Source organism: Burkholderia arboris (assembly GCF_902499125.1).
Classification (GTDB): domain Bacteria; phylum Pseudomonadota; class Gammaproteobacteria; order Burkholderiales; family Burkholderiaceae; genus Burkholderia; species Burkholderia arboris.
Map to the genome: position 1 here is coordinate 18,085 of NZ_CABVPX010000044.1, position 22,619 is coordinate 40,703.

At 63.9% G+C, this 22,619-nt stretch carries 16 protein-coding genes; 2 read left to right on the forward strand and 14 right to left on the reverse strand.

The window, feature by feature from the left end:
* Position 1 precedes the first annotated feature (1 nt).
* The 12 genes from BLA15945_RS34410 to BLA15945_RS34470 form a co-directional block, all read right to left on the reverse strand.
* On the reverse strand, positions 2-1,291 hold the full coding sequence (locus BLA15945_RS34410) for a dicarboxylate/amino acid:cation symporter (RefSeq protein WP_059233107.1): 1,290 nt from the start codon (positions 1,289-1,291) through the stop codon (positions 2-4).
* Between the two features lie 566 nt (positions 1,292-1,857).
* Positions 1,858-2,406 (reverse strand): hypothetical protein, encoded by a 549-nt coding sequence (locus BLA15945_RS34415; protein ID WP_174994452.1) that lies wholly within the window; start codon positions 2,404-2,406, stop codon positions 1,858-1,860.
* A gap of 557 nt (positions 2,407-2,963) precedes the next feature.
* The gene (locus BLA15945_RS34420) at positions 2,964-3,578 is read right to left on the reverse strand and encodes a hypothetical protein (RefSeq protein WP_174994453.1); all 615 of its coding nucleotides are present in this window, start codon (positions 3,576-3,578) and stop codon (positions 2,964-2,966) included.
* A gap of 434 nt (positions 3,579-4,012) precedes the next feature.
* Positions 4,013-4,483, reverse strand: a complete 471-nt coding sequence (locus tag BLA15945_RS34425; protein ID WP_174994454.1) for a hypothetical protein — start codon at positions 4,481-4,483, stop codon at positions 4,013-4,015.
* A 275-nt stretch (positions 4,484-4,758) separates the two neighbouring features.
* Positions 4,759-7,431 (reverse strand): peptidoglycan DD-metalloendopeptidase family protein, encoded by a 2,673-nt coding sequence (locus BLA15945_RS37765; RefSeq protein WP_233464360.1) that lies wholly within the window; start codon positions 7,429-7,431, stop codon positions 4,759-4,761.
* A gap of 17 nt (positions 7,432-7,448) precedes the next feature.
* Positions 7,449-9,527 carry a type VI secretion system Vgr family protein gene (locus BLA15945_RS34440; RefSeq protein ID WP_174994455.1) on the reverse strand — a complete coding sequence of 693 codons (2,079 nt, stop codon included), beginning with the start codon at positions 9,525-9,527 and terminating at the stop codon, positions 7,449-7,451.
* Positions 9,528-9,798: 271 nt separating this feature from the next.
* Positions 9,799-11,493, reverse strand: coding sequence for a cation acetate symporter (locus tag BLA15945_RS34445; RefSeq protein WP_174994456.1), 1,695 nt, complete (start codon positions 11,491-11,493; stop codon positions 9,799-9,801).
* 11 nt (positions 11,494-11,504) lie between these two features.
* Positions 11,505-11,810 carry a DUF485 domain-containing protein gene (locus BLA15945_RS34450; RefSeq protein ID WP_059233105.1) on the reverse strand — a complete coding sequence of 102 codons (306 nt, stop codon included), beginning with the start codon at positions 11,808-11,810 and terminating at the stop codon, positions 11,505-11,507.
* 95 nt (positions 11,811-11,905) lie between these two features.
* Positions 11,906-13,111 (reverse strand): CaiB/BaiF CoA transferase family protein, encoded by a 1,206-nt coding sequence (locus tag BLA15945_RS34455; RefSeq protein ID WP_174994457.1) that lies wholly within the window; start codon positions 13,109-13,111, stop codon positions 11,906-11,908.
* 30 nt (positions 13,112-13,141) lie between these two features.
* Entirely contained in the window at positions 13,142-14,278 is a 1,137-nt protein-coding gene (locus BLA15945_RS34460; protein ID WP_059233103.1) for an acyl-CoA dehydrogenase family protein, read from the reverse strand.
* A gap of 14 nt (positions 14,279-14,292) precedes the next feature.
* Positions 14,293-15,489, reverse strand: coding sequence for an acyl-CoA dehydrogenase family protein (locus BLA15945_RS34465; protein WP_174994458.1), 1,197 nt, complete (start codon positions 15,487-15,489; stop codon positions 14,293-14,295).
* 29 nt (positions 15,490-15,518) lie between these two features.
* Complete coding sequence (locus BLA15945_RS34470) at positions 15,519-17,645, reverse strand: 3-hydroxyacyl-CoA dehydrogenase NAD-binding domain-containing protein (protein WP_174994459.1); 2,127 nt, start codon at positions 17,643-17,645, stop codon at positions 15,519-15,521.
* A 242-nt stretch (positions 17,646-17,887) separates the two neighbouring features.
* On the opposite strand from BLA15945_RS34470, the gene BLA15945_RS34475 reads away from it, so the two are divergent.
* Both BLA15945_RS34475 and ggt read left to right on the forward strand, forming a co-directional pair.
* A complete protein-coding gene (locus tag BLA15945_RS34475; RefSeq protein WP_059233100.1) occupies positions 17,888-18,850 on the forward strand; it encodes a LysR family transcriptional regulator in 963 nt (320 codons plus the stop codon).
* Positions 18,851-18,921: 71 nt separating this feature from the next.
* On the forward strand, positions 18,922-20,796 hold the full coding sequence (gene ggt, locus BLA15945_RS34480) for a gamma-glutamyltransferase (RefSeq protein ID WP_174994460.1): 1,875 nt from the start codon (positions 18,922-18,924) through the stop codon (positions 20,794-20,796).
* A 52-nt stretch (positions 20,797-20,848) separates the two neighbouring features.
* Here the strand turns inward: ggt and BLA15945_RS34485 are convergent, their stop codons facing one another.
* Positions 20,849-21,808, reverse strand: a complete 960-nt coding sequence (locus BLA15945_RS34485) for an ABC transporter permease subunit (protein ID WP_059233098.1) — start codon at positions 21,806-21,808, stop codon at positions 20,849-20,851.
* Positions 21,808-22,605 carry a taurine ABC transporter ATP-binding protein gene (locus tag BLA15945_RS34490; protein WP_174994461.1) on the reverse strand — a complete coding sequence of 266 codons (798 nt, stop codon included), beginning with the start codon at positions 22,603-22,605 and terminating at the stop codon, positions 21,808-21,810. Before BLA15945_RS34490 ends, BLA15945_RS34485 begins: the two co-directional genes overlap by 1 nt.
* Between the last annotated feature and the right edge of the window lie 14 nt (positions 22,606-22,619).

The window sequence follows — 22,619 nt, forward strand, 5'->3', positions numbered from 1 at the left end:
GTCAGACGCCGGCCGTCTCGGTCGGCGTGACTTCGCCGCCGCCCTTCAGCGCCTGGCGCAGCTTGTTGCGGTCGAGCTCCTTCTCCCATGCCGACACGACGACCGTCGCGACGCCGTTGCCGACGATGTTGGTCAGCGCACGGCATTCGCTCATGAAGCGGTCGATGCCGAGGATCAGCACCATGCCCGACAGCGGGATCGTCGGCACGACGGCCAGCGTCGCGGCGAGCGTGATGAAGCCCGCGCCCGTCACGCCGCTCGCGCCCTTCGACGTCAGCATCGCGACGGCCAGCAGCGTGAGCTGCTGCATCCACGTCAGTTCGATGTTGGTCGCCTGGGCGATGAACAGCACGGCCATCGTCATGTAGATGTTGGTGCCGTCGAGGTTGAACGAATAGCCGGTCGGCACGACGAGGCCGACGACCGAACGCGAGCAGCCAGCCTTCTCGAGCTTTTCCATCAGTTGCGGCAGCGCGGCTTCCGACGAGCTCGTGCCGAGCACGATCAGCAGCTCTTCCTTGATGTAGGACACGAAGCGGATGATCGAGAAACCCGTGAAGCGCGCGATCGCGCCGAGCACGACGAGCACGAACACGACCGACGTCAGGTAGAACGTGCCGATCAGCTTGAGCAGCGGCACCAGCGAGCCGACGCCGTACTTGCCGATCGTGAACGCCATCGCGCCGAACGCACCGATCGGGGCCAGCTTCGTGACGATGTGCACGATGCCGAACAGCACGCGCGTGAGCCCGTCGATGAAATCGGTGACGACCTTGCCGCGCTCGCCGAGGTGTGCGAGCACGCTGCCGAACAGCAATGCGATCAGCAGGATCTGCAGGATTTCGCCCTGCGCGAACGCATCGACCATCGTGTTCGGGATGATGTGCATCAGGAAGTCGACCGTCGACTGCCCGTGCGCCTTCGCCGCGTACGACGCGACGGCCTTGCCGTCGAGCGTCGCCGGATCGATGTTGAAGCCGACGCCCGGACGCAGGATGTGCGTGGCCGCGAGGCCCAGCAGCAGCGCGAAGGTCGACACGATCTCGAAGTACAGCAGCGCCTTGCCGCCGACGCGGCCCACCTTCTTCATGTCCTCCATGCCGGCGATGCCGGTGACGACCGTACAGAAGATGATCGGACCGATCACCATCTTGATCAGCTTGATGAAGCCGTCGCCGAGCGGCTTCATGTCGGTGGCGAGCGCCGGGTAGTAGTGGCCGAGGATCACGCCGACGATGATGGCGAAGATCACTTGCACATAGAGCACTTTGTAGAAGGGTTTCTTCTTCACGATGGTTCCTGCTGAAGTAGATGAGCCGGTGGAAACGGCGTCACGCGCGCAGGCAAATGTCAGGGGAGCCATTCGCCTGCGCGGCTGCCGTGCCGCAACAAGCGATGCCTCAGGACATCCGACAGGGGAGGAAGGCATTGGTCATCGATTGTCTCCTTGGTTTAATAGTCGGGCCGGGGGACGGCCGTGCGCTTTATATTGCAAGGTCGATGCCAGGTTTCCGGAACCCCTCAAGCCGTTGTTTTCATTGTATTTCTCATAATGCGGCAGGCAAGGAAATCCGGGATTCCGGATTTCCGGAAAATATTCGTCCGGGGATTCGGACGGATGGGCGGATTCTTCCGATGAATTGGTGCTGCACGGCGTGACCGGTCAGCAGGCCCGTCTGCGCGTAGAAGTCCTGCTGCTCGAATGCGTCGCGCTCGCGGCTCGATTCTGCTTGCGAGAAACTTGCTTATCCACGGCGGAGCTGCCTCCGGCATCCGAGGCCGGCCTGGCCTTCAGGATGGGCTGGCGGCCGTGGTTGGCTTGGGTTCGATCAACCTGAACTCAAGAACTAGGTCAGGTTAGTTTCCTGGGCCTCGTTCTTGGTCGCAATCCTTTGTCCCATTCATGTACCTCTGCGCTTTCTCCGGGGAGACATCTTTTAGTCTGTCAACCTCATCACAACGGGAGTCAGGTGTGCAGGTCATTAAAGATATTTCATATACGTCATCGACAGGAATGAAGCCCATAGCACTAACGAGGATCAATCTATCGTTTTTTACCTGATAGCCATAACGCACCGATTGCACGTCCCCACTGCCACTTTCGATTGAAAATATTTCACCGCATTTTGCCTTAGAACGATAAAGCCTTTGCGCCTCACCAATGTATTGGTACAATTTTTTCTTCTGGTCGAAAACCCAATACCACATACCATCCCCCGCCCTTCCACCACCATTTACCACTCCGAGGCCACGCTTACCATCGTCTTTTAATTCAATATCAGAATCCACGCTTACAGAATAAGCCCGATTTTCAACGATAAATTTATATTCCCGCCTACTTTTCCCTGTAAGCAGGCTAACAGAGACGTGACCTCCATCACCGCCACCACAATACTCAACCTCCACCGTAGATACAACACCCTCCGATGTTTCTATACGAACCTCCTTCAGATCGCTACAAACACACCTCTCAGATGCTGATGATGGGGCAAAAAATATAAATGACAGAACAATAATAATGAACGATATTTTTATAGCAGTCTATTTGGTCTTCATAGACACATCTCGATTCGTAGCAAATTCCCCGCATCACTGAAGCGCATTGCAAACAATCTTCATTACTGCCTCAATCTGTCGCAACCCAAGAAACACATCAGCTCGATACTTCGAGAATGTTGGAATTGATTTATGGGCACGGGAAGCCAAAAACGTAAAAATTCTGAGCCCCAAGAAATCCGATAGATAAGGCACTCGCAAGATGCGCCTCCTATCGATCAATAAAAGCATCTAGCGCACCCCGACTCACAGACTCACAGACTCACAGACTCACAGACTCACATCCAGATCATATTTTCCGGCAAGCTCTTCACGAACGAACGTGGTGAATTTTGCGTTCAAATCCAAGAACGAAGCCAGGCTCACATCCTCATCGACTGCCCGTCGAGGTGAATCCGGTTTCGCTCTCACCGCTCCACATTTCCAGTATGAATCTTGAGTTTTTTAATAAACTCACGAATGGATTCGATATGAAATTTTGCCATAGCACTAATTTCATTCACGGGGCCAAGATGCTTCTCTATGATGGTGTCGACATAAATGGATAGCGGTAAGTTTCTGATGACATGTGACGACAAGGCTGCCGTATAGCATGTGGCAGGTTGCCCTAAGCCCGGCGAATCGTCGCGACACAACACATTGTCGACCTCATACACATCGAACTCACCCAACCTCCTATGCTTCGTTGGATAGAGCCAACCATAAGAACCGCCCGTTACAAAAACATACGCTTCGGATGGTAGCGGTTGTACCCGGCCCATATCTTCAGACGAAATATCGGAGTATTTTTTAAACCCATTGTCCCTGGCAGATTCGCTCAACCTTCTACCTGAGAAGCACACCACAAAGAAAAAGTCTTTCTTCCCAACATCAACACATGTTGATCCATCGAATGACGTTCGGCGATGGGCGTAGTTCGGCAATTCAATAGTAATACCACCACTCAGCTCAAGCTCGCTGGCGGTGGAGTCGCACGCCCACATAGGGAGGCACGCAAGCAACAGCGACAGCCTCGGCCTCATATTTGATCCATGACCATTTTAGCGATTCGCTTCGTATGTGCAATTCGCTGGTTCAGCCCAATTATTCTACTCATCCTTCAATCCACCCAATTAATAGCTCTCTACACATTAAACACATCCTGATCAGAAATCGAGCCATTAACAACAACCATGTTTATCGCTTGAAAGCTGTTGCTGACAGCACCCGCGGTCCAATAAAACCTACCCGCATCAATGCAGTTGAATGGCACGACGCTGATATGCTATGGATCAGCGACCATGAGGCGACGTAAAGATGCCTTAATCCACCATGATGCATCAAATAAACCAAGTGCGAGCCAATTACGATAGACCCAGTAATCTGCATAACTTGGCGGGGTCGATAACTATGTCGGCGCCTTGTGCCACTTTTTAGAAGCCATCATGGCAGCAGCGAACCGCCCCTTGCTCTGGTCTCATTCTTCAAGCAGTTTTATAGACTTGAGGATTTCCATAAAAATTTCGTCGCTCAGCCCTTCATCCAAGTCGAAGTCTCCACCTCGACGCACCAGACAATATCGACTCATTGTCACTGTTTCTTTCGCGTTTCCAATGATCAACCTGATACATCGGTGTCGATTGTCAAATCGCTCGCAGTGGTCACGACTCGATGCGATGTCTCGGCCATTTTTGTAAAAATCCTCCGCGATCCAGCCACTCCAATTCGCCCCCACAACCTCAGATATATGCGCCACCCCAGATAATCCACACTCCCCCCCCTCCAATTCGCTTGTTGAGATGACAGATCCATTTGCAACTCGACGCAAGCCACTTCCATTCGATGAAGCCAGAACATGATCGAGATCACGCCTGTAGATGTGTAATGCCGGCAGCTTTTCGAGTAGACCTGGATTTTTCTGGCCACCGACTAAAGACCCGATCAGCATTGTTGCTCCACTTTGCTCTCGATACGAGTTCGCACAAGGACTGGCCTCAGAATCAGCAATGGGAGCAAGGATCGTCGGAAGGCTAAGTGACAGACCACAGTTCTGATAAAAACCATAATGCTGTGTCGACTCACTACCCTCCGAGACAGGGAGCCCAAAAAGGAACACAAAAATGATTACCGACAAACGCGAGAAACCTCGCCCCAGATCAATAAAATTCAATTCATTTTTGCACATTACCCCCCCATGAAACCCATTAATAAGCGACGCACAACTCAGCCTTCAACCTGCCTTTTTAACACCGAATTCGACGGCATACTCTCCCCATCATCAAAAATGAAGTGTATGTATTTAAAAAACTCCTGCCGTTCCGACAATCCTGTACTTCCGCCGTTCACCGGAGTTGTAATTGCTGACACATTGATGTCGGCCGCACCTAGATCGGCTCGACGATGGATGTTCATCCCACTACGGAGAGCACCTGCATTTGGCGACACCATCACCTTGCTTGTCCAAAAATATCCAGCCGAGTCTGCCGCGATAGACGGATCTATTGACAACCGAGATGGGCGGGGATCTGTCATGAAATCGACATTACGGAACTCGCCATAGATTTTATAGCCATTCCGACCAGTAAGATGAATCAGCCCACGTCCCCGAAAACGCGGGCCATCACCAAGGTGGACATTCCCCAAACTTTGAGCTTTTTCGCGAATTTCCCCTGGTCGCTGCAAGATATAAGTTGGACGATCCCTGCCCCTCAGAAATCCCATAGCCTGCAACCAAGCACGCTTATTGTCGTAATCCTCACCAGCCTCTATTGGTGTTAAATCTTCGTACATGGTCCGAAAGTAGCGCTCATCGCCTTTCTCCGCGGTCGATTTAAAAGCACCGCTCTCCTTGTATATTTGCGCCAGGAAATGAGCTTGCCTCAGTGGCGTAATAAACCCATATTTCAACCACATGCGATTTATAGCAATGTGCATGTTTTGTGGCATAAAGCCATCTCCGCGATTACCACGCGTCCAGCGCGCCCAAGCAACGGACCACGGGATCGCGCCCCCTGCATTCAGAGAGGAGCGCCGAGGTAAAGTTTGTGCCAACTCACGTGTACTGCGCCAACTGCAACGCTTCAATGCGTCGATAACCCTCATCGGATGAAAATGATAGTGCTCTTTATCCAGTGTCAGCCCGTTCTCCACTGCATCCTCCCAAAACGACAAGGCTTGATGATGGCGTTTGAGCTTTTCATAGGCTGCATCGCCTAGACAAATCGGGAACAGGATATTGGCGTCCGGGCTTTGTCCTTCGACACCTTTCAGCCAGTCCCAGCGCTTGTCGAAATCGTCCCGTGCCCATTCGCTGGGCATCTTGACCACGCAGTAGCTCAAGCGCTCGCGCATTTCGCCCATCTGCGCTTTAGCGTAGGCGCGAATCAGCCGACCACGATGCTGGGTAACGGCGTCGATGACCGTGGCGACACCTTGCGACGCTTCGCCGGAGCCGGGCGAGTCCGGGACGGGATGCTGCGTTGGGGAGCGGGGCTCGATCAGGTCGAGCAATTGCATCGAGTCGCAGCGGCTGTTGCCGTCAGTGTCGTCGTCGATAAAGGTCCAGCCCTGCCAGTGGGGAAAGTCGGCGTCGCTGTAGATCTTCGTGCCAGCACAATTGAGGTCGACGAAGGCCGTCGTGTTCGCGTCGATGGCGATCTTGCGAAAATGTGGCAAGCGACCTTCGTGCAGGTCCGAGGCAGCAGGCGCGTCGGGCCCAAGGATGCGTCCGAAGCGCAGCATCTCGTAGCCGGCGCTGGGGCATCCCGGGTACGTGTCCACCGCAGTTTTGTAAAGGTTGTAGCCCCCTTGGGCCTCAGATTCACTCCCCCTGCGCTCGCCGCCGATGCCACGCGTGGTCACGGTAATATCGCCGCGCGCCTCGCTCAGGGTGACGATCAGCACTTCCTTTGTTCGGCTGATCGGCTGCACGGTCCACTGCGCCCACACCTCGGCGGTCAGGTCATCGGGTGGCGTCGCCGCCGCCGCCCCATAGACCGCGGGTACGCGAATGGTGCGCTGCGCATTCGTGGGCAGGGCAAGCGACTTCTTGCCTGAGTGGGGGGCCGATGCCATGGCCGCTTGGTAAGCGCCGGTGACCCTCGGCCACCAATCGCCAGCATGCGCCTCGGCCTTGCCGTTGAGCGCGAGAATGCGCGCCGGCGTTGTGCGGAAGCGCCGCGCGACGCTTTCGAGCGTATCGTTGGCCGCGCCCACTGTGGAGTTGAAGGCCCGCACCACATATTTTCGGGTTTCGGTACGAGGATTGACCGCGTACAGGGGCGCGCCAGCGGGAACCACGATGTGCATATCGCCCCAGACACAGCTGCGCCGCCCTTCGGCGACCTCCAGTTTGCCTTCGCTACGCCCCATCAACCGCTCCACGTTCGCTTTGTCTGCGACGATTTCGAAGTGGATGCGATTGGGCTTGCCATAGATATCGCCCGCCTTGCCGATAGGATCCTTGCGATACACCTTGTCGCCGCTCTTCCAGTCCGCCTTCGCCACTGTGCTCAGGTGCTGGTAGATCGAGTAGAAGACGACCTCGACGCCCTCGCCAATTTCGGTCCGGTGCTGGAGGATGACAACACCGTTGCTGGTCCAGCCGGCGTAGTAGTACAGCGGGTTGGTGTCGCGTTCTTCCCCGGTGGGCGTGGTCTTAGGCTTGGGTGCGCTGGGGCGAGCGAACACGATCTCGCCGTCGGCGATGGCACGCACCGGCTCTGGATTCGCGTCGCCGCCCGGCGCCACCAGATGCACGCCACCGTGCCAGCCAAACTGATGACTGACGGGAAATGCGCCTTTTCCGCTCTTTTCCCCCAGGCCAAAGGTACCCTCATCCAGAGCCTCGTCGGTCTGCGGTTTTGGCGCGCGCAAGAAAGGAAAGCTGATGAGCATAGGTAGGTTCCTGGCGGTTACTCGGAGAGCGGCAAGTCAGTCGGATCGGTGGGTACGCCAGTCAGCGGGTTGCCGTCGATGCCTAAGCGGTTGCCACGACCGACGCTGTCGCCTATCAGTGGGCCCTTGAACCGAATCACCACGGCGTCGAGCGTGATACCGCCGTCGTCAAGCGTGATCGTGCCGCCGGGGCCACGCAGGCGGATTACCTCGCCGGCTTGCAACTCGACGACCTTGGTGCGATGCCGAATTGCTTGCCCCGCCTCCAGCTCGGCATACCCCTGCACGCGCTGCGTCAGGTGCCCGCCGATATCTACCGTGTGATCGGCCACGGTCTTGTCGCGGCGATGGTTGCCGACTTCCTCGGTTCGGTCCTTGCCCGTGTGGATCGTGTGGTTTCGGCCGATGCTCAGGAAGTCGTCCTGCCCGATATCGTGGCGTCGGTCCTGGCCGATGGTGACCTGCTCGTCCCGACCCACGGTTTCTTTGCGATCGTTACCGATGACGATCGTTTCGTCGTGTCCCACCTGCTCGCTGCGGTCATTGCCCACGAAGGTGGTTTCGTCATGGTTGACGTGGATGTTCTGATCCCTCTGTGCGTGGACGTAGATTTCCTCCTGATCCCTCTCGTCCTCGAAGCGCAGTTCGTTGAAGCCTTCGCCCTTGTGCGTCTGGCTTTTGATCGTCATCCGCGTCTTGTGTCGCGGCAGTTCGTACGGCGGCAACCGCAGGCGGTTGTACGCCCGCCCGATGATGAGCGGCTGGTCCGGATCGCCATCCAGGTTGACCACGATCACTTCTTGTCCGATGCGCGGGATCGCCATGTGGCCCCACGTCGCGCCGGCCCAGTTCTGCGCGACCTGGATCCAGCACGAGCTGTGCTCGTCGTGCTTGCCTTCGCGATCCCACGGGAACTGCACCTTCACCCGGCCGAATTCGTCGGTGTAGATCTCTTCGCCTTCCGGACCCACCACGGTCGCCGGCTGCGGGCCGTCGATGCGCGGGCGCGGCAGTGGCTCGGCACGCCACTCGGTATCGTCCGGCACCAGTACGGCGTCATAGCGGTAATACGAGCCCTGCTGCGCGTCGGCGCTCTCTTCTGCCTGGCTGGTGTATTGCTTGCCGTGATGGACGATGCTCACCGGACGCCAGCCGCGATTCATGTCCTCACGCGGGTGGCCGGTGAGATCGAACGCGATACCGGGCTGCAGGCGCGCATCGTCGCCGCTCACACTGGCCATTCGCGCATCGCGGCGGTGACCACGCAGGCGGTCCTGCGTGAAAGCCTTGCCGCTGCCCTCGTGCTTGTAGCGGCCCGGGTAGTCGTAGCGCGCGTAGCCGCGGCCCTGGTGATCCAGGTCCGCACCCTCGCGCGGGTACTCGTGCGGGTAGCGTGGACTCTTGAACGTGTAATCGCGCTGCACCTGGCGCGCAGTGCGCACGTTCTCGGTGTACGCGAAGGTGCGCAGGCAAGGATCAGACTGGTCGCCGCCGGGCGTGGGGTTGTAGATCACCGGCTCGCCTTGCTGGCGCCCGAAGATAAACAGGCGATCGCAGTGGATCAGGCGGTGGCCTTCGGCCTTGTGCTGGAAGGCGTAGAAAAAACCTTCCTCGCGCAGGATGCGCTCGATGAAGTCGTGGTCGGTGTCGCCCGCCTGCACGCAATACTCGCGCGCCAAATGCTCGTTGGTGACACGCTGTTCATAGTCCAGCGTTTGATGGTGTGCCTTGAGCACGGCCGTAGCGATCTCGGGCACGCTCAGAGTCTGGAAGATGCGCCAGTCGGAGGACAGCTTCAGTCGCGCCAGGCGCGGCTCGATCACCGCGGAATAGCGGGTGCGTCGAAAGCCCGTGTCTCCTTGCACGAAACTTGACACCGCGCCGTGCACGTAACGCATGGGCACACCGCCCTGCCAGATCGTTAGCAAACCGTTGTGGTCAAGCACCTGGCTGAAGTCGATCGCGGCGTTGGTACTGGTCAGCTCCACCTGCAACAGAAAGGTCTCGGACAACCCCTCATGCAGCGTGAACTCCACCACATCGAACGACTCGTCACCGGCAGTGAAGGTAAAGCGCAAGTCGAATTGGATAGCCATAGTTAAGCTGCTCGCTGAACGCCCTGCGGCAACGATTAACTATTGCGAGATCCACGTCTATTGGACGAATTCGAAAGTGGAGTTTCCCGCGACTTGGCGTCCGCCATATCGGTGAGTTGCCCTGGTTCTATCCGTGATCGAACCAGACTGCCCCGGTCAACCTTTGTCGCAAGTACCGTCTGTCCCGACGATGCCCCCGCGCCCCGCCCCCAAAACGAGAACCCCCGAAAGATCTCAATCCTCCGGGGGTTTCACCGCCATCAATCACGAATCAGTGCTGCACGGCCTCACCCGCCAGCACACCCGTCTGCGCATAAAACTCCTGCTGCTCGAACGCGTCACGCTCGCGCCGTGCGCGCTCGCCGCGATCCGCGAGCGAGCCGACGACGATCCCGATGAACGCGAGCGGCACCGACACGAGCGCCGGGTTGTCGAGGAACACCGGCGCATGCGCGTGGTGCAGCACGTCGACCCACACCGACTTCGACAGCACCGTGAGCACTACCGCCGACGCGAGACCGAGGCCGCCGCCGAGCACCGCGCCGCGCGTCGTCATCCCGCGCCAGAAGATCGACATCGCAAGCACCGGGAAATTCGCGCTCGCGGCCACCGCCGCGACGAGCCCGACCATGAACGCGACGTTCACGTGCTCGAACAGGATCGACAGCGCGATCGCAATGGCCGACAGCACGATCGTCGCCGCGCGCGAGATGCGCATTTCGAGGCGCTCGTCGGGCTTGCCGCGCGCCCACATCTGCGCATACAGGTCGTGCGAGATCGTCGTCGCGCCGGCGAGCGTCAGGCCCGCGACCACCGCGAGGATCGTCGCGAACGTGACGGCCGCGATGAACCCGTAGAACCAGTTCCCGCCGACCGCCTGCGCGAGCTTCACCGCGACCATGTTCGAGCCGCCGAGCAGGTCGTGGGTCAGGTTGAACGTGCCGTTCGCGCCGAGCCGGAAGAATTCCGGATGCTGCGCGAGCAACACGATCGCCGAGAAGCCGATCACGAAGGTCAGCAGGTAGAAGTAGCCGATGAAGCCGGTCGCGTAGAGCACCGACTTGCGCGCCTCCTTCGCGTTCGGCACCGTGAAGAAACGCATCAGGATGTGCGGGAAGCCGGCCGTGCCGAACATCAGCGCGATGCCGAGCGACAGCGCGTTGGCCGGATCGCGGATCAGCTTGCCGGGGCCCATGATCGACAGCGCGCCCGGATGCACGGCCACCGCGCGACGAAACATCTCGTCGACGCTGAAGCCGAATTCGGCAAGCGCGAGCACGACGAGCAGCGTCGCACCGCACAGCAGCAGCACGGCCTTGATCACCTGCACCCAGGTCGTCGCGGTCATCCCGCCGAAGAACACGTAGACGACCATCAGCACGCCGACGATCAGCTCGGCCGTGCCGTACGACAGCCCGAACAGCAACTGGATCAGCTTGCCCGCGCCGACCATCTGCACGACGAGGTACAGCACGACGATCGTCAGCGAATTCGCGGACGTCAGCAGCCGGATCGGCCGTTGCGCGAAGCGGTATGCAACGACGTCGACGAACGTGAACTTGCCGAGGTTGCGCAGCGGTTCGGCGATCAGGAACATCACGAACGGCCAGCCGACGAGAAAGCCGATCGAATAGATGAGCCCGTCGAAGCCGAACATGAACACCATCCCGGACAGCCCGAGGAACGACGCGGCCGACATGTAGTCGCCCGCGATCGCGAGCCCGTTCTGCAGCCCGGTGATGCCGCCGCCGGCCGTGTAGAAGTCGCGCGTCGAGCGCGTGCGCCGCGCGGCCCAGCGCGTGAGCGCGAGTGTCGCGAACACGAACGCGAAAAACATCCCGATCGCGACCGGGTTCAGTTCGACCTTGTCGGGCATCGGGCCCGCGACGGATACCGCATGGGCGGCGGAGGAAACGAGAGCGAGGGAAGCAGCAAGCGCGCCGGGCGCGATCGAGGTACGTCGCATGTCGGCCTCCATCACGAACGCTGCAGGATCGCGTCGACGCGGCGGTCGAACGCACGGTTCGCACGCAGCACGTAGCAGGCGGTCAGCCCGATCGCGACCAGGATGATCGCGACGCCCACGGCGATCCCGACCGTCGTCGTCGCGCCGCGGTACAGCGGCGCCGCAAGCACGTGCGGCGCGAGCGCGACGAGCAGGATGAAGCCGTAGTACGTGGCGATCATCAGCGCCGTGAGCGTGAAGCTGAAGCGGCGCCGTGCGCGCACGAGCTGCTGGTAGTCACGGCGCGCCGTGACCGATTCGATGACGGAAAGCTCCATGGTGTCTCCATTTCTTCCTCGTCGTCGCGAGGAGATTTCTGTGGATGGCCGGCGCGTGATCCGAACCCGCCCGCGCCGCGGCGTAAAAACATCCGTTACACGACGCGATCCGCACGCAGCCGCGCGACCTCGTCGGCCGACATCCCGAGCCAGCCGCCGAGCACCGCATCCGTATCGGCACCGAGCACCGGCGGCGCACCGCGCACCGGCAGCCGAGCGCCGTCGAAGCGGTACGGCGGCGCCAGCACGTCGACGCCGCCCGCGACCGGATGCGGCTGCCGCGTGACGAGCCCGGCGCTCGTTGCTCGTTCGGACGTCAGCGCCTCGTGCAATCCAAGCACTTCGCCGCATGGAATGCCCGCGTCGGCGAGCGCGGTGAGCAGCGTCGCACGCGACCGGCGTGCGAGTTCGCGACGAATCTCGGACAGCAGGTCGGCGCGATTCTCCGAGCGGCCGAGGTTGGTCTTGTAGCGCGCATCGGCCGCGAGGTCGGGCCGCTCGATCGCATCGCAAAAGCGTGCGAACTGCGTGTTGTTGCCGACCGTGATCACGAGCGGGCCGTCGGCCGCGTCGAACACGCCGTACGGCACGATCGACGGATGCGCGTTGCCATAGCGCGGCGGATCCTCGCCCATCAGCAGCGCGTCGAGCCCGTAGTACGCGGTGATCATCAGCCCGCAGTCGAACAGCGCCATCTCGATGCGCCGCCCGCGCCCGGTTGCGTGGCGTTCGTACAGCGCGGCGAGGATCGCCTGCGCCGAATACATGCCGGTGAACAGGTCGACCGCCGCGACGCCGAACTTCAGCGGCGGCTGGCCAGCCTCGCCGTTCAGCGCCATCAGCCCGGCCTCGCCCTGCACGACAAGGTCGTAGCCGGGCCGCGCGGCCTCGGCGCCCGACCGGTCGTAGCCGGAGATCGCGCAGTGCACGAGGCGCGGATTCAGTTCGGCCAGTGCGTCGTAGCCAAGCCCGAGTTTTTCCGCGCCGCCGAACTTGAAGTTGTGAAGCACCACGTCGGCCTGCGTGGCCAGCTCGCGCGCGAGCCGCCGCCCTTCGTCGGTCTGCAGGTCGAGACAGATCGAGCGCTTGCTGCGGTTCACGCTGTTGAAATAGGTGGTTTCGGTGTCACCGATCCGCAGGCCCCAGTCGCGCGTATCGTCGCCGCGCACCGGATGCTCGACCTTGATCACTTCCGCGCCGAAATCGGCGAGCACCATCGCGCACCACGGGCCCGCCAGCACGCGCGAGAAATCGAGCACCTTCACGCCGGCCAGCGGCAACGCGCGCGGTTCGTTCGTCATCCTTGTCTCCTCCATTCGCGTCTTGCGCCTTTACTGTTTCGACAGCGCGATGTAACGCGCGAGATGGTGATCTTCATCACCGAGCTGGTGATCGATCATCACGAGGCGCTTCGCGTAGTGCGACAGCGGCAGCTCCCACGTCATCCCGATCCCGCCGTGCAGCTGGATGCTCTCCTCGGCGACGAGCGTGCCGATCCGGCCGATGGTGGTTTTCGCGGCCGCGAGCGCGCGTTCGCGCACCACGCGCGGCGCGTCGAGCTGCGCGGCCGCGTTGATCACGGCCGAGCGCGCCTGCTCGACTTCGAGCAGCAGGTCGGCCATCCGGTGCTGCAGCGCCTGGAAGCTGCCGATCGGCAGCCCGAACTGCTTGCGCGTGCGCAGGTACTCGAGCGTGTGCTCCTTCGCGACGTCCATCGCGCCAAGCGCTTCCGCCGACAGCGCGAGCAGCCCGTAGCCGAGCACGCGTTCGAGCAGCGCGGCGCCCGCTTCGCCGTCGGGCGCGCCGAGCGCCGCATCGGCCGGCAGCGCGACGCGCTCGAAGCGCACTTCGGCCGCGCGGCCGCCGTCGATCTTCCGGTAGTCGCGCAGCGTCACGCCCGGCGCATCGGCCGGCACGACGAACAGGCCAATGCCGGCCGCGTCGTCGTCCTGCCCGGACACGCGCGCACTGACGACGAAGAACGCCGCCTGCGCGGCCTGGTCGACGACGCCCTTCGCGCCCGTCAGCACCCAGCCGTCGCCCGAGCGTTCGGCCCGCGTGCGCACGGTCGTCAGTTCATAGTGCGAGCCCGGTTCATCGTGCGCGAACGCGGCGCTCGCGCTGCCGTCGATCAACGCGGCGAGCCGGTCGCGATGCGCGGCGCCGCCGGCGAGCGACAGCGCGCGGCCCGCGAGCAGCGCGCCAAGGAACGGCTCGACGACGAGCCCGCGCCCGAGGCATTCGAACACCACGGCGATGTCGAAACCCGCGCCGCCGAAACCGCCATCGGCTTCGGCAAACAGCGCACCGACCGTGCCCAGTTCAGCAAAGCGCTGCCACATCGCGCGATCGAAGCCTGCGGCCGACTGCGCGATGCGATCGCGCACCGGGAACGCGTACTGTTCGGCGATGAAGCGGTTCAACGTATCCGCCAGCATCCGGCGGTCTTCTGTGTGCTGGAAATCCATCGTCGCGTCCCTCGTTACAGCCCGAGCATCATCTTCGCGATGATGTTCTTCTGGATCTCGTTCGAGCCGCCGAAGATCGACAGCTTCCGGTTGTTGAAGTACTGCTGCGCGGCGCTCGCGGCTTCGTCCGGGCCGACCGGTTCGCCGTCGTACCCGGCATCGAGCGCGTCGTCGACGAACGGCTGCGCGTACGGCCCCATCGCGCGCCGCATCAGCGCGGTGATCTCCTGACGGATCTGCGTGCCGCGGATCTTCAGCATCGAGCTTTCCGCGCCCGGCGCGCCGCCGCCCGCGACCGCCGCCAGCACGCGCAGGTTGGTCGTGCGCATGTTCTCGAGTTCGATCTCGACACGCGCGACGCGCGCCGCGAAGAACGGATCGTCCGCGAGCGGCTTGCCGTTCTTCGTGACCTTCGCGGCCACCGCGCGCAGCCGGTCGAACGCAGCCGTCGAGAAGCCGACCCCCGCGATGTTGGTGCGCTCGTACGTGAGCAGGTACTTCGCGTAGGTCCAGCCGCGGTTCTCTTCGCCGACGAGGTTCTCCACCGGCACGCGCACGTCGGTGAAGAACACCTCGTTCACCTCGTGCTCGCCGTCGAGCGTGATGATCGGGCGAACCTCGACGCCCGGCGTGTCCATGTCGATCAGCAGGAAGCTGATGCCCTCCTGCTTGCGCACGTCGGTCGCGGTGCGCACGAGGCAGAAGATCATGTTCGCGTAGTGGCCGAGCGTGGTCCACGTCTTCTGGCCGTTCACGACGTAGTGATGGCCGTCGCGCACCGCGCTCGTCTTCACCGCCGCGAGATCGGAGCCGGCGCCCGGCTCCGAGTAGCCCTGGCACCACCAGTCGGTGCCGTCGAGAATGCGCGGCAGCCAGTGGCGCTTCTGCGCTTCGTTGCCGTACTTGATCAGCACGGGGCCGAGCATGTTCACGCCGAACGGCACGATGCGCGGCGCACCCGCGAGCGCGCATTCGTTGTCGAACAGGAACTTCTGCGCGACGCTCCAGCCGGGGCCGCCGTATTCGCTCGGCCAGTGGCTCGCGAGCCAGCCGCGTGCGTTGAGGATCGCGTGCCATTCGCGCATGTCGTCGCGCGTGAGGTGCAGGCCGCCCTTCACCTGGCGCGCGATGCGCTCGGGCAGTCCGGCTTGCAGGAAGCGCTGCACTTCCGTGCGGAAGGCTTCCTCTTCGGGAGTGAAATTGAGGTCCATCTTCGTTCCGTTGCGAATGCGGTGGGCGTTCAGTCGACGCGGTTCAGGCTCGCGAAATCCGCGCCGCGCGCGACGAGATCGACGAGCAGCGGCGACGGTTTCCAGAACAGCGGATCTTCCTTCGCGAATGCGCGGATATCGGCGAGCACGTTCGCGAGGCCGACCGTGTCCGCGTAGTGCATCGGGCCGCCGCGATGGCGCGGGAAGCCGTAGCCGTACAGGAACACCGCGTCGACATCGAGCGGGCGCAGCGCGATCTTCTCGTGCACGACGTTCGCGCCTTCGTTGATCATCGCGGCGAGGTAGCGGCGCAGGATGTCGTCGTCGGTGAACGTGCGCGGCGCGACGCCCTTCTTCGCACGTTCTTCCGCGACGATCGCGTCGACTTCCGGGTCCGGCGTGCCGATGCGCGCGCCGTCCGGGTACAGGTAGTAGCCGCGCGACGTCTTCTGCCCGAACCAGCCGCGCTCGCACAGCCGGTCGGAAATCTCCACGTAGCGCGCACGCGGGTCGCGCGTTGCCGCGCGGCGCTTGCGGGTCGCCCAGCCGATGTCGCCGCCCGCGAGGTCGACGACCTGGAACGGGCCCATCGGGAAGCCGAATGCACGCACCGCGCGATCGATCTGGTACGGCGACGCGCCGTCTTCCATCAGGTAGTCGGCCGCCGTGCGATAGACGGCGAGGATCCGGTTGCCGATGAAGCCGTCGCATACGCCCGCGCGCACCGGCGTCTTCTTCAATTGCTTCGCCAGCGCAAACGCGGTCGCGACGACGTCCGCGCTCACGCGCGACGGCACGACGATCTCGAGCAGCTTCATCACGTTGGCCGGCGAGAAGAAATGCAGGCCGATCACGTCGGCCGGCCGGTCGGTGCTCTCGGCCAGTTCGTCGATGTCGAGGTACGACGTATTGGTCGCGAGCACCGCGCCCGGCTTGCATACGCGCGCAAGCTCGGCGAACACGGCCTTTTTGACGGCCATGTCCTCGAACACGGCTTCGATCACGACGTCGGCCTGCGCGAGCGCGTCGTACGACGTGCTGCCCTTGAAGCGCGCGAGCCGCGCCGCGTGCGCGGCCGGCGTCATCCGCCCTTTCGCGACGAGGCCGTCGTACACCTTCTCGACGTGCGCCCGGCCACGCGCGAGCGATGCTTCGTCGCGCTCGATCATCGTCACCGGCAGCCCGGCGTCGAGCGCCGCGACCGCGATGCCCGCGCCCATCGTGCCGCCGCCGACCACGCCGATCCGCTCGACCGGCCGCGCGCTCGCGCGCCGCGCCTCGGGCGCCTTCGCCGCTTCGCGCTCCGCGAAGAACGCGTGCACGAGGCCCGCGCGCTGCGGGCTGTCGATGCATTGCAGGAACAGGCTGCGTTCGAACTTCATCCCCGCGTCGAACGACTGCGTGAGCGCGGCCTCGACCGCGTCGACGATCTTCGCCGGCGAGAACAGCCCGCGCGATTTCTTCGGCAGCTCCGCGCGCGCCGCGTCGATCGCAGCCTGCGCGGCCGCGCGATCGGCGAGCCCCTGCGCATCGCGCGTGCGGCGCACCGGTGCGCCGAGCGACACGAGTTCCTGCGCGTACGCGAGCCCTTCGGCGAGCGTGTCGTCGCTGTGCGCGACGCGGTCGACCAGGCCGAGCGCGAGCGCCTCCTCGGCGCTCGCATGGCGGCCCGTCAGCATCAGGTCGAGCGCGGCCTTCGCGCCGATCAGGCGCGGCGCGCGCTGCGTGCCGCCCGCGCCGGGCAGCAGGCCGAGCGTGACTTCGGGCAGCCCGAGCTTCGCGCCGGGCACCGCGAGCCGGTAATGCGCGGCCAGCGCGACTTCGAGGCCGCCGCCGAGCGTCGCGCCGTGCAGCGCGACCACGACCGGCTTCGTGCCCGATTCGATCCGCTCGCACACGTCGGGCAGCGACGGCGGCACCGGCGGCTTGCCGAATTCGCGGATGTCGGCGCCCGCGATGAAGTTGCGGCCGGCGCCGACGATCAGCACCGCACGGATCGCGTCGTCGGCCTGCGCGGCGTCGAGCGCGTCGGCCAGGCCCTGCCGCACGGCGGCGGACAGCGCGTTGACGGGCGGGTGGTCGATCGTGACGACGAGCACCTTGTCGCGGCGCTCGCGCGTGACCGTGCCGGTTTGGGGGGTGGCGGGGGAATTCATGGTTTCTCCTGTCGGCCCGAGTTAGCGCTTTAGCGCTTACTCGAGCCCCATGGCGTGGATGGTCAGAGTTGGCGCTTCAGCGCCTACTCCGACCCCACGGCGATCTGTGCACCAAGCATGACCCGATTCTCGATTGATCGAGATTCATTGACAATTCCCTCTCGCTTTTACAAGCTGTCAAGTCTGACTTGACACTGGATGCTTTCCAACCGTTAAACGGGACGGATCAGGAGACTCGGAGCATGGACCTGAATGCGCTGACGCTGCTCGTCGAGATCCTCGACGCGGGCAATCTCAGCAAGGCCGCGCAGCGGCTCAAGATGAGCCGCGCGAACGTCAGTTACCGGCTGAACCAGCTCGAACGCTCGATCGGCCAGCAGCTCGTGCGGCGCACGACGCGGCGCATCGAGCCGACCGAGATCGGGCTGAAGCTGTACGAGCACGGCCGGCGCATCCGCAACGAACTGCTCGCCGCGCAGGAATCGGTGACGACGCTCGGCCAGGACCTGCAGGGCCGCGTGCGGCTGTCGGTGCCGAGCGGCTACGGGCAGATGGTGATGTCGGAATGGCTGCTCGCGTTCAAGCGGCTGCATCCGGGCATCGTGCTCGACGTCGTGTTCGAGAACCGCGTGGAAGACCTGATGCGCGACGAGATCGACATCGCGGTGCGCGTGATGCCGGAGCCGCCGCAGAACCTCGTCGCGCGCGACATGGGTGCGGTGCGCTACGTCGCGTGCGCGTCGGCCGCATTCGCGGCCGCGCACGGGATGCCGTCGAGCCTCGGCGCGCTGGCCGCCGCGCCGGTCGTCACCGCGACGGTGATGGGCCGGCAGTTGCGGATCGCCGCGTATCTCGGCGACGAGCGCCACGAGGTACTGCTCGAGCCCACGCTGATTTCGGAGAACTTCCTGTTCCTGCGCCAGGCGATCCTCGCGGGGATCGGCGTCGGCATCGTGCCCGACTACGTGATGCAGGACGACATGCGGCGCGGCACCGTCGTCACGTCGCTCGACGCGTACCGGCTCAGCATCTTCGGCACGCACATGTACATGCTGTACATGCCGAACCGGCACCACACGCGCGCGACGTCGACGTTCATAGAGTTCATCCTCGAACAGGCCGGAAAGACCGGCCGGGGCGGGCCCGGCGGGATGCGTCAGGGTTTTCTGTCGGATGACAATCCGCCGGCGGCGCGGCGACAATAGCGCGCCGGGGCCGGCAGCCGCGTTGCGCCGGCGCCATCGCCTCATTCGCATTCACTGCTGCCGAGGGTTCAATGTTCGACCGGATTCGCCCGCCTTCGCGTCCCTGGACGCTGCTTGCCGCCGTCGCGCTCGTCGCCCTCAACGCCGGCTGCACGTCCCCGTCCGCGCCGTCGGACGCCGTCGTCCCGGTCGCCGCCGCATCGGGCGCGGCCGTCCCGCTGCCCGGCGTTCATGCGCCCGAACTGTCGTCCGGCTGGACCGACAAGCCGGGCTGGACTTCGCAGCACTTCATGATCGCCGCCGCGAACCCGCTCGCGACGCAGGCCGGCTACGACATGCTGAAGGCCGGCGGCACCGCGATCGACGCCGCGATCGCGACGCAGATGGTGCTCGCGCTGGTCGAGCCGCAATCGTCGGGGATCGGCGGCGGCGCGTTCATGCTGTACTTCGACGGCAAGGCGACGCAGGCATACGACGGCCGCGAAACCGCGCCGGCCGCTGCGACCGACCGGCTGTTCTACGGGCCGACCGGCCAGCCGATGGGCTTCTACGAAGGTGTCGTCGGCGGGCGCTCGGTCGGCACGCCGGGCGTGCTGCGCATGCTCGACGCCGCGCACCGCGCGCACGGCAAGCTGCCGTGGCGCCGGCTGTTCCAGCCGGCGATCCGGCTCGCCGAGCACGGCTTCACGATCAGCCCGCGGCTCGCGACGCTGATCGCGAACGACAAGTACCTGAAGAACGACCCGGCCGCGCGTGCGTACTTCTACAACGCCGATGGCACGCCGAAGGCGGCCGGCACGGTGCTGAAGAACCCCGCGCTCGCAACCGTGCTGCGCCAGGTCGCCGATCGCGGCGCGAACGCGTTCTACAGCGGCGCGATCGCGCGCGACATCGTCACGAAGGTGCGCAAGCACCCGACCAACCCGGGCCTGCTGTCGCTGCAGGATCTCGCGCGCTACAAGGCGAAGGTGCGCACGCCGCTGTGCGCCGACTACCGGCGCTCGGTCGTGTGCGGGATGCCGCCGCCGTCGTCGGGCGGCCTCGCGATCGCGCAGATGCTCGGCATCCTCGAAGCGATGCCCGACTGGCAGCAGATCGGCGCGCAGAAGCCGGTGCGCAACGATGCCGGCTACGAGCCGACGCCGTTCGCCGCGCACCTGTTCAGCGAAGCCGGGCGTCTCGCATACGCGGACCGTGCACGCTACGTGGCCGATCCCGACTTCGTGCCGCTGCCGGGCGGCACCTGGGCGAGCCTCACCGACAAGACCTATCTCGCGCAGCGCGCGCGGCTGATCGGCGACAACAGCATGGGGGTCGCGCAGGCCGGCGCGCCGCAGGGCGCGACGCTCGCGATGGCCGACGACCGCAGCCCCGAATTGCCGTCGACGTCCGACATCGCGATCGTCGACCGCTACGGCCAGGCGCTGTCGATGACGACCAGCATCGAGGATGCGTTCGGCGCGCGGCTGATGGTGCGCGGCTTCATGCTGAACAACCAGCTCACCGATTTCTCGTTCGTGTCGAACGACAACGGCCGGCCGGTCGCGAACCGCGTGCAGCCTGGCAAGCGGCCACGCTCGGCGATGTCGCCGGAGCTCGTGTTCGACAAGAAGACGAAACAGGTGACGATGATCGTCGGCTCGGCCGGCGGCCCCGCGATCATCAATCACGTCGCGAAGACGCTGGTCGGCGTGCTCGACTGGGGCATGACGATGCAGCAGGCGATCGCGCTACCGAACTTCGGGTCGATGAACGGGCCGACGCAACTGGAACGCGGCCGCGTGTCGGATGCGCTCGCCGACGGGCTGAAGGGCCGCGGGCACGACGTGCAGCTCGTCGAGATGAACTCGGGGCTGCAGGGAATCCAGCGGCTGAACGTGCAGGGGCAGACGGTGTGGTTCGGCGGCGCGGATCCGCGCCGGGAAGGGGTCGCGATGGGCGATTGAGTGCGGCAGGCAAAGGCGGCGCGTGTGCGTCGCCCGCGCCGCCTGCGCGACGTCAGCCTCTTCCCTTCCACGGCACGATCCGCCGCTCGACCCACCGCATCGCGAGATCGAACAGCCACGCGATCGCGCCGATGATCAGGATCCCCATCACGACGATGTCCGTACGCAGGAAGCTCGATGCGTTGAGCACCATCTGCCCGAGCCCGGCCGTCGCGGCAACCATCTCCGCCGCAACGAGCGTCGTCCAGCCGAACCCGATCGCGATTCGCAGCCCCGTGAGGATTTCCGGCAGCGCGGCCGGCAACACCACGTGGCGCACGATCTGCGCGAAGCTGCCGCCGAGCGAATACGCGGCGTTGATCTGCTCGACCGTCGCCGCGCGCACGCCGGCGCGTGCGGCCATCGCGATCGGCGCGAAGCACGCGAGGAAGATCACGACGAGCTTCGCCGTTTCGTCGATGCCGAACCAGATCACGACGAGCGGCAGGTACGCGAGCGGCGGCAGCGGCCGGTAGAACTCCAGCAGCGGATCGAGCACGCCGCGCGCGACGCGGCTCACGCCCATCAGGATGCCCGCCGGCACGCCGATCGCCGTCGCCAGCAAAAATGCGCCGAACACGCGCGCCGCGCTCCACAGCAGATGTTCCGACAGCGGCAGGCCGCCCTGAATGCGGCCGTGCCACGCATCGACGAAAGCGGCCCACACGGCTTCCGGTGCGGGCAGGAACAGCGGCGGCAACCACTGGCGATGTGTCGCGACCCACCACAGCACGGCCAGCGCCGCGACCGTCGCCGCGCTCAGCCCTGCGGTCTTCCCTTCCCCCGGCAGCCGGTAACGGCGCGACGACGGCGCACGACGCGCCGCCTGAGGCCGCGTGCGATCGCCCTGCTCGAAGCCTGCGGCCGCGCGATCGGCCGTCCACGAATCCTGCGTGCTCATGCTGTCCTGCCTGTGCAAAGTACTGTTACGGCCGCGCCCGACGGCCACGCCGTGTCGCGCGAGTTCGCTCATCACGCCGGCTCCGCAACCGCCTCGTCGCGATGCAGGTACGAGATCAGCCGCTCGCGCCACGCGATGAATTCCGGTGACGATTTCACCGCACGTGCATCGCGCGATTCGACGTAGCGGCGCGCGAACGGCAGCTCGAAGGTTTCCGCGATGCGTCCCGGGCCCGGCGTCATCACGACGAGGCGCGTCGCGAGGAACAATGCCTCCTCGACGTCGTGCGTGATGAAGAACACCGTCTTGCCGGTGCGCGCCCACACGTCGAGCACGAGCGCCTGCATCGTGCCGCGCGTCATCGCGTCGAGCGCACCCATCGGCTCGTCCATCAGCAGCACGCGCGGGTCGCTCGCCAGCGCACGCGCGATGCCGACACGCTGCTGCATCCCGCCCGACAGTTCGTACACGCGCGCATGCGCATGGTTGTCGAGCCCGACGAGCGCGAGCATCTGTCGCGCCCGCGCTTCGCGTTCGGCCTTCGACACGCGCGCGAAGCGCAGCCCGAGCGCGACGTTGCCGAGCACGTCGAGCCACGGCAGCAGCGCGTATTTCTGGAACACGACGCCGCGATCGGCGCCGGGGCCCGCGACCGGCACGCCGTCGACGCGCACGTCGCCCGTCGTCGGCGCGACGAAGCCGGCCATGCAGTTCAGGAGCGTCGTCTTTCCGCACCCGGACGCGCCGAGCGCGACGACGAATTCACCGGCCTCGATGCGCAGGTCGACGCGCGCGAGCGCCTGCGTCGTCGGCCTGCCGCGCTCGCCCGGATAGGCAACCGATACCTGACGGACTTCCAGCGTGCTCATGCTCAGGACTCCGC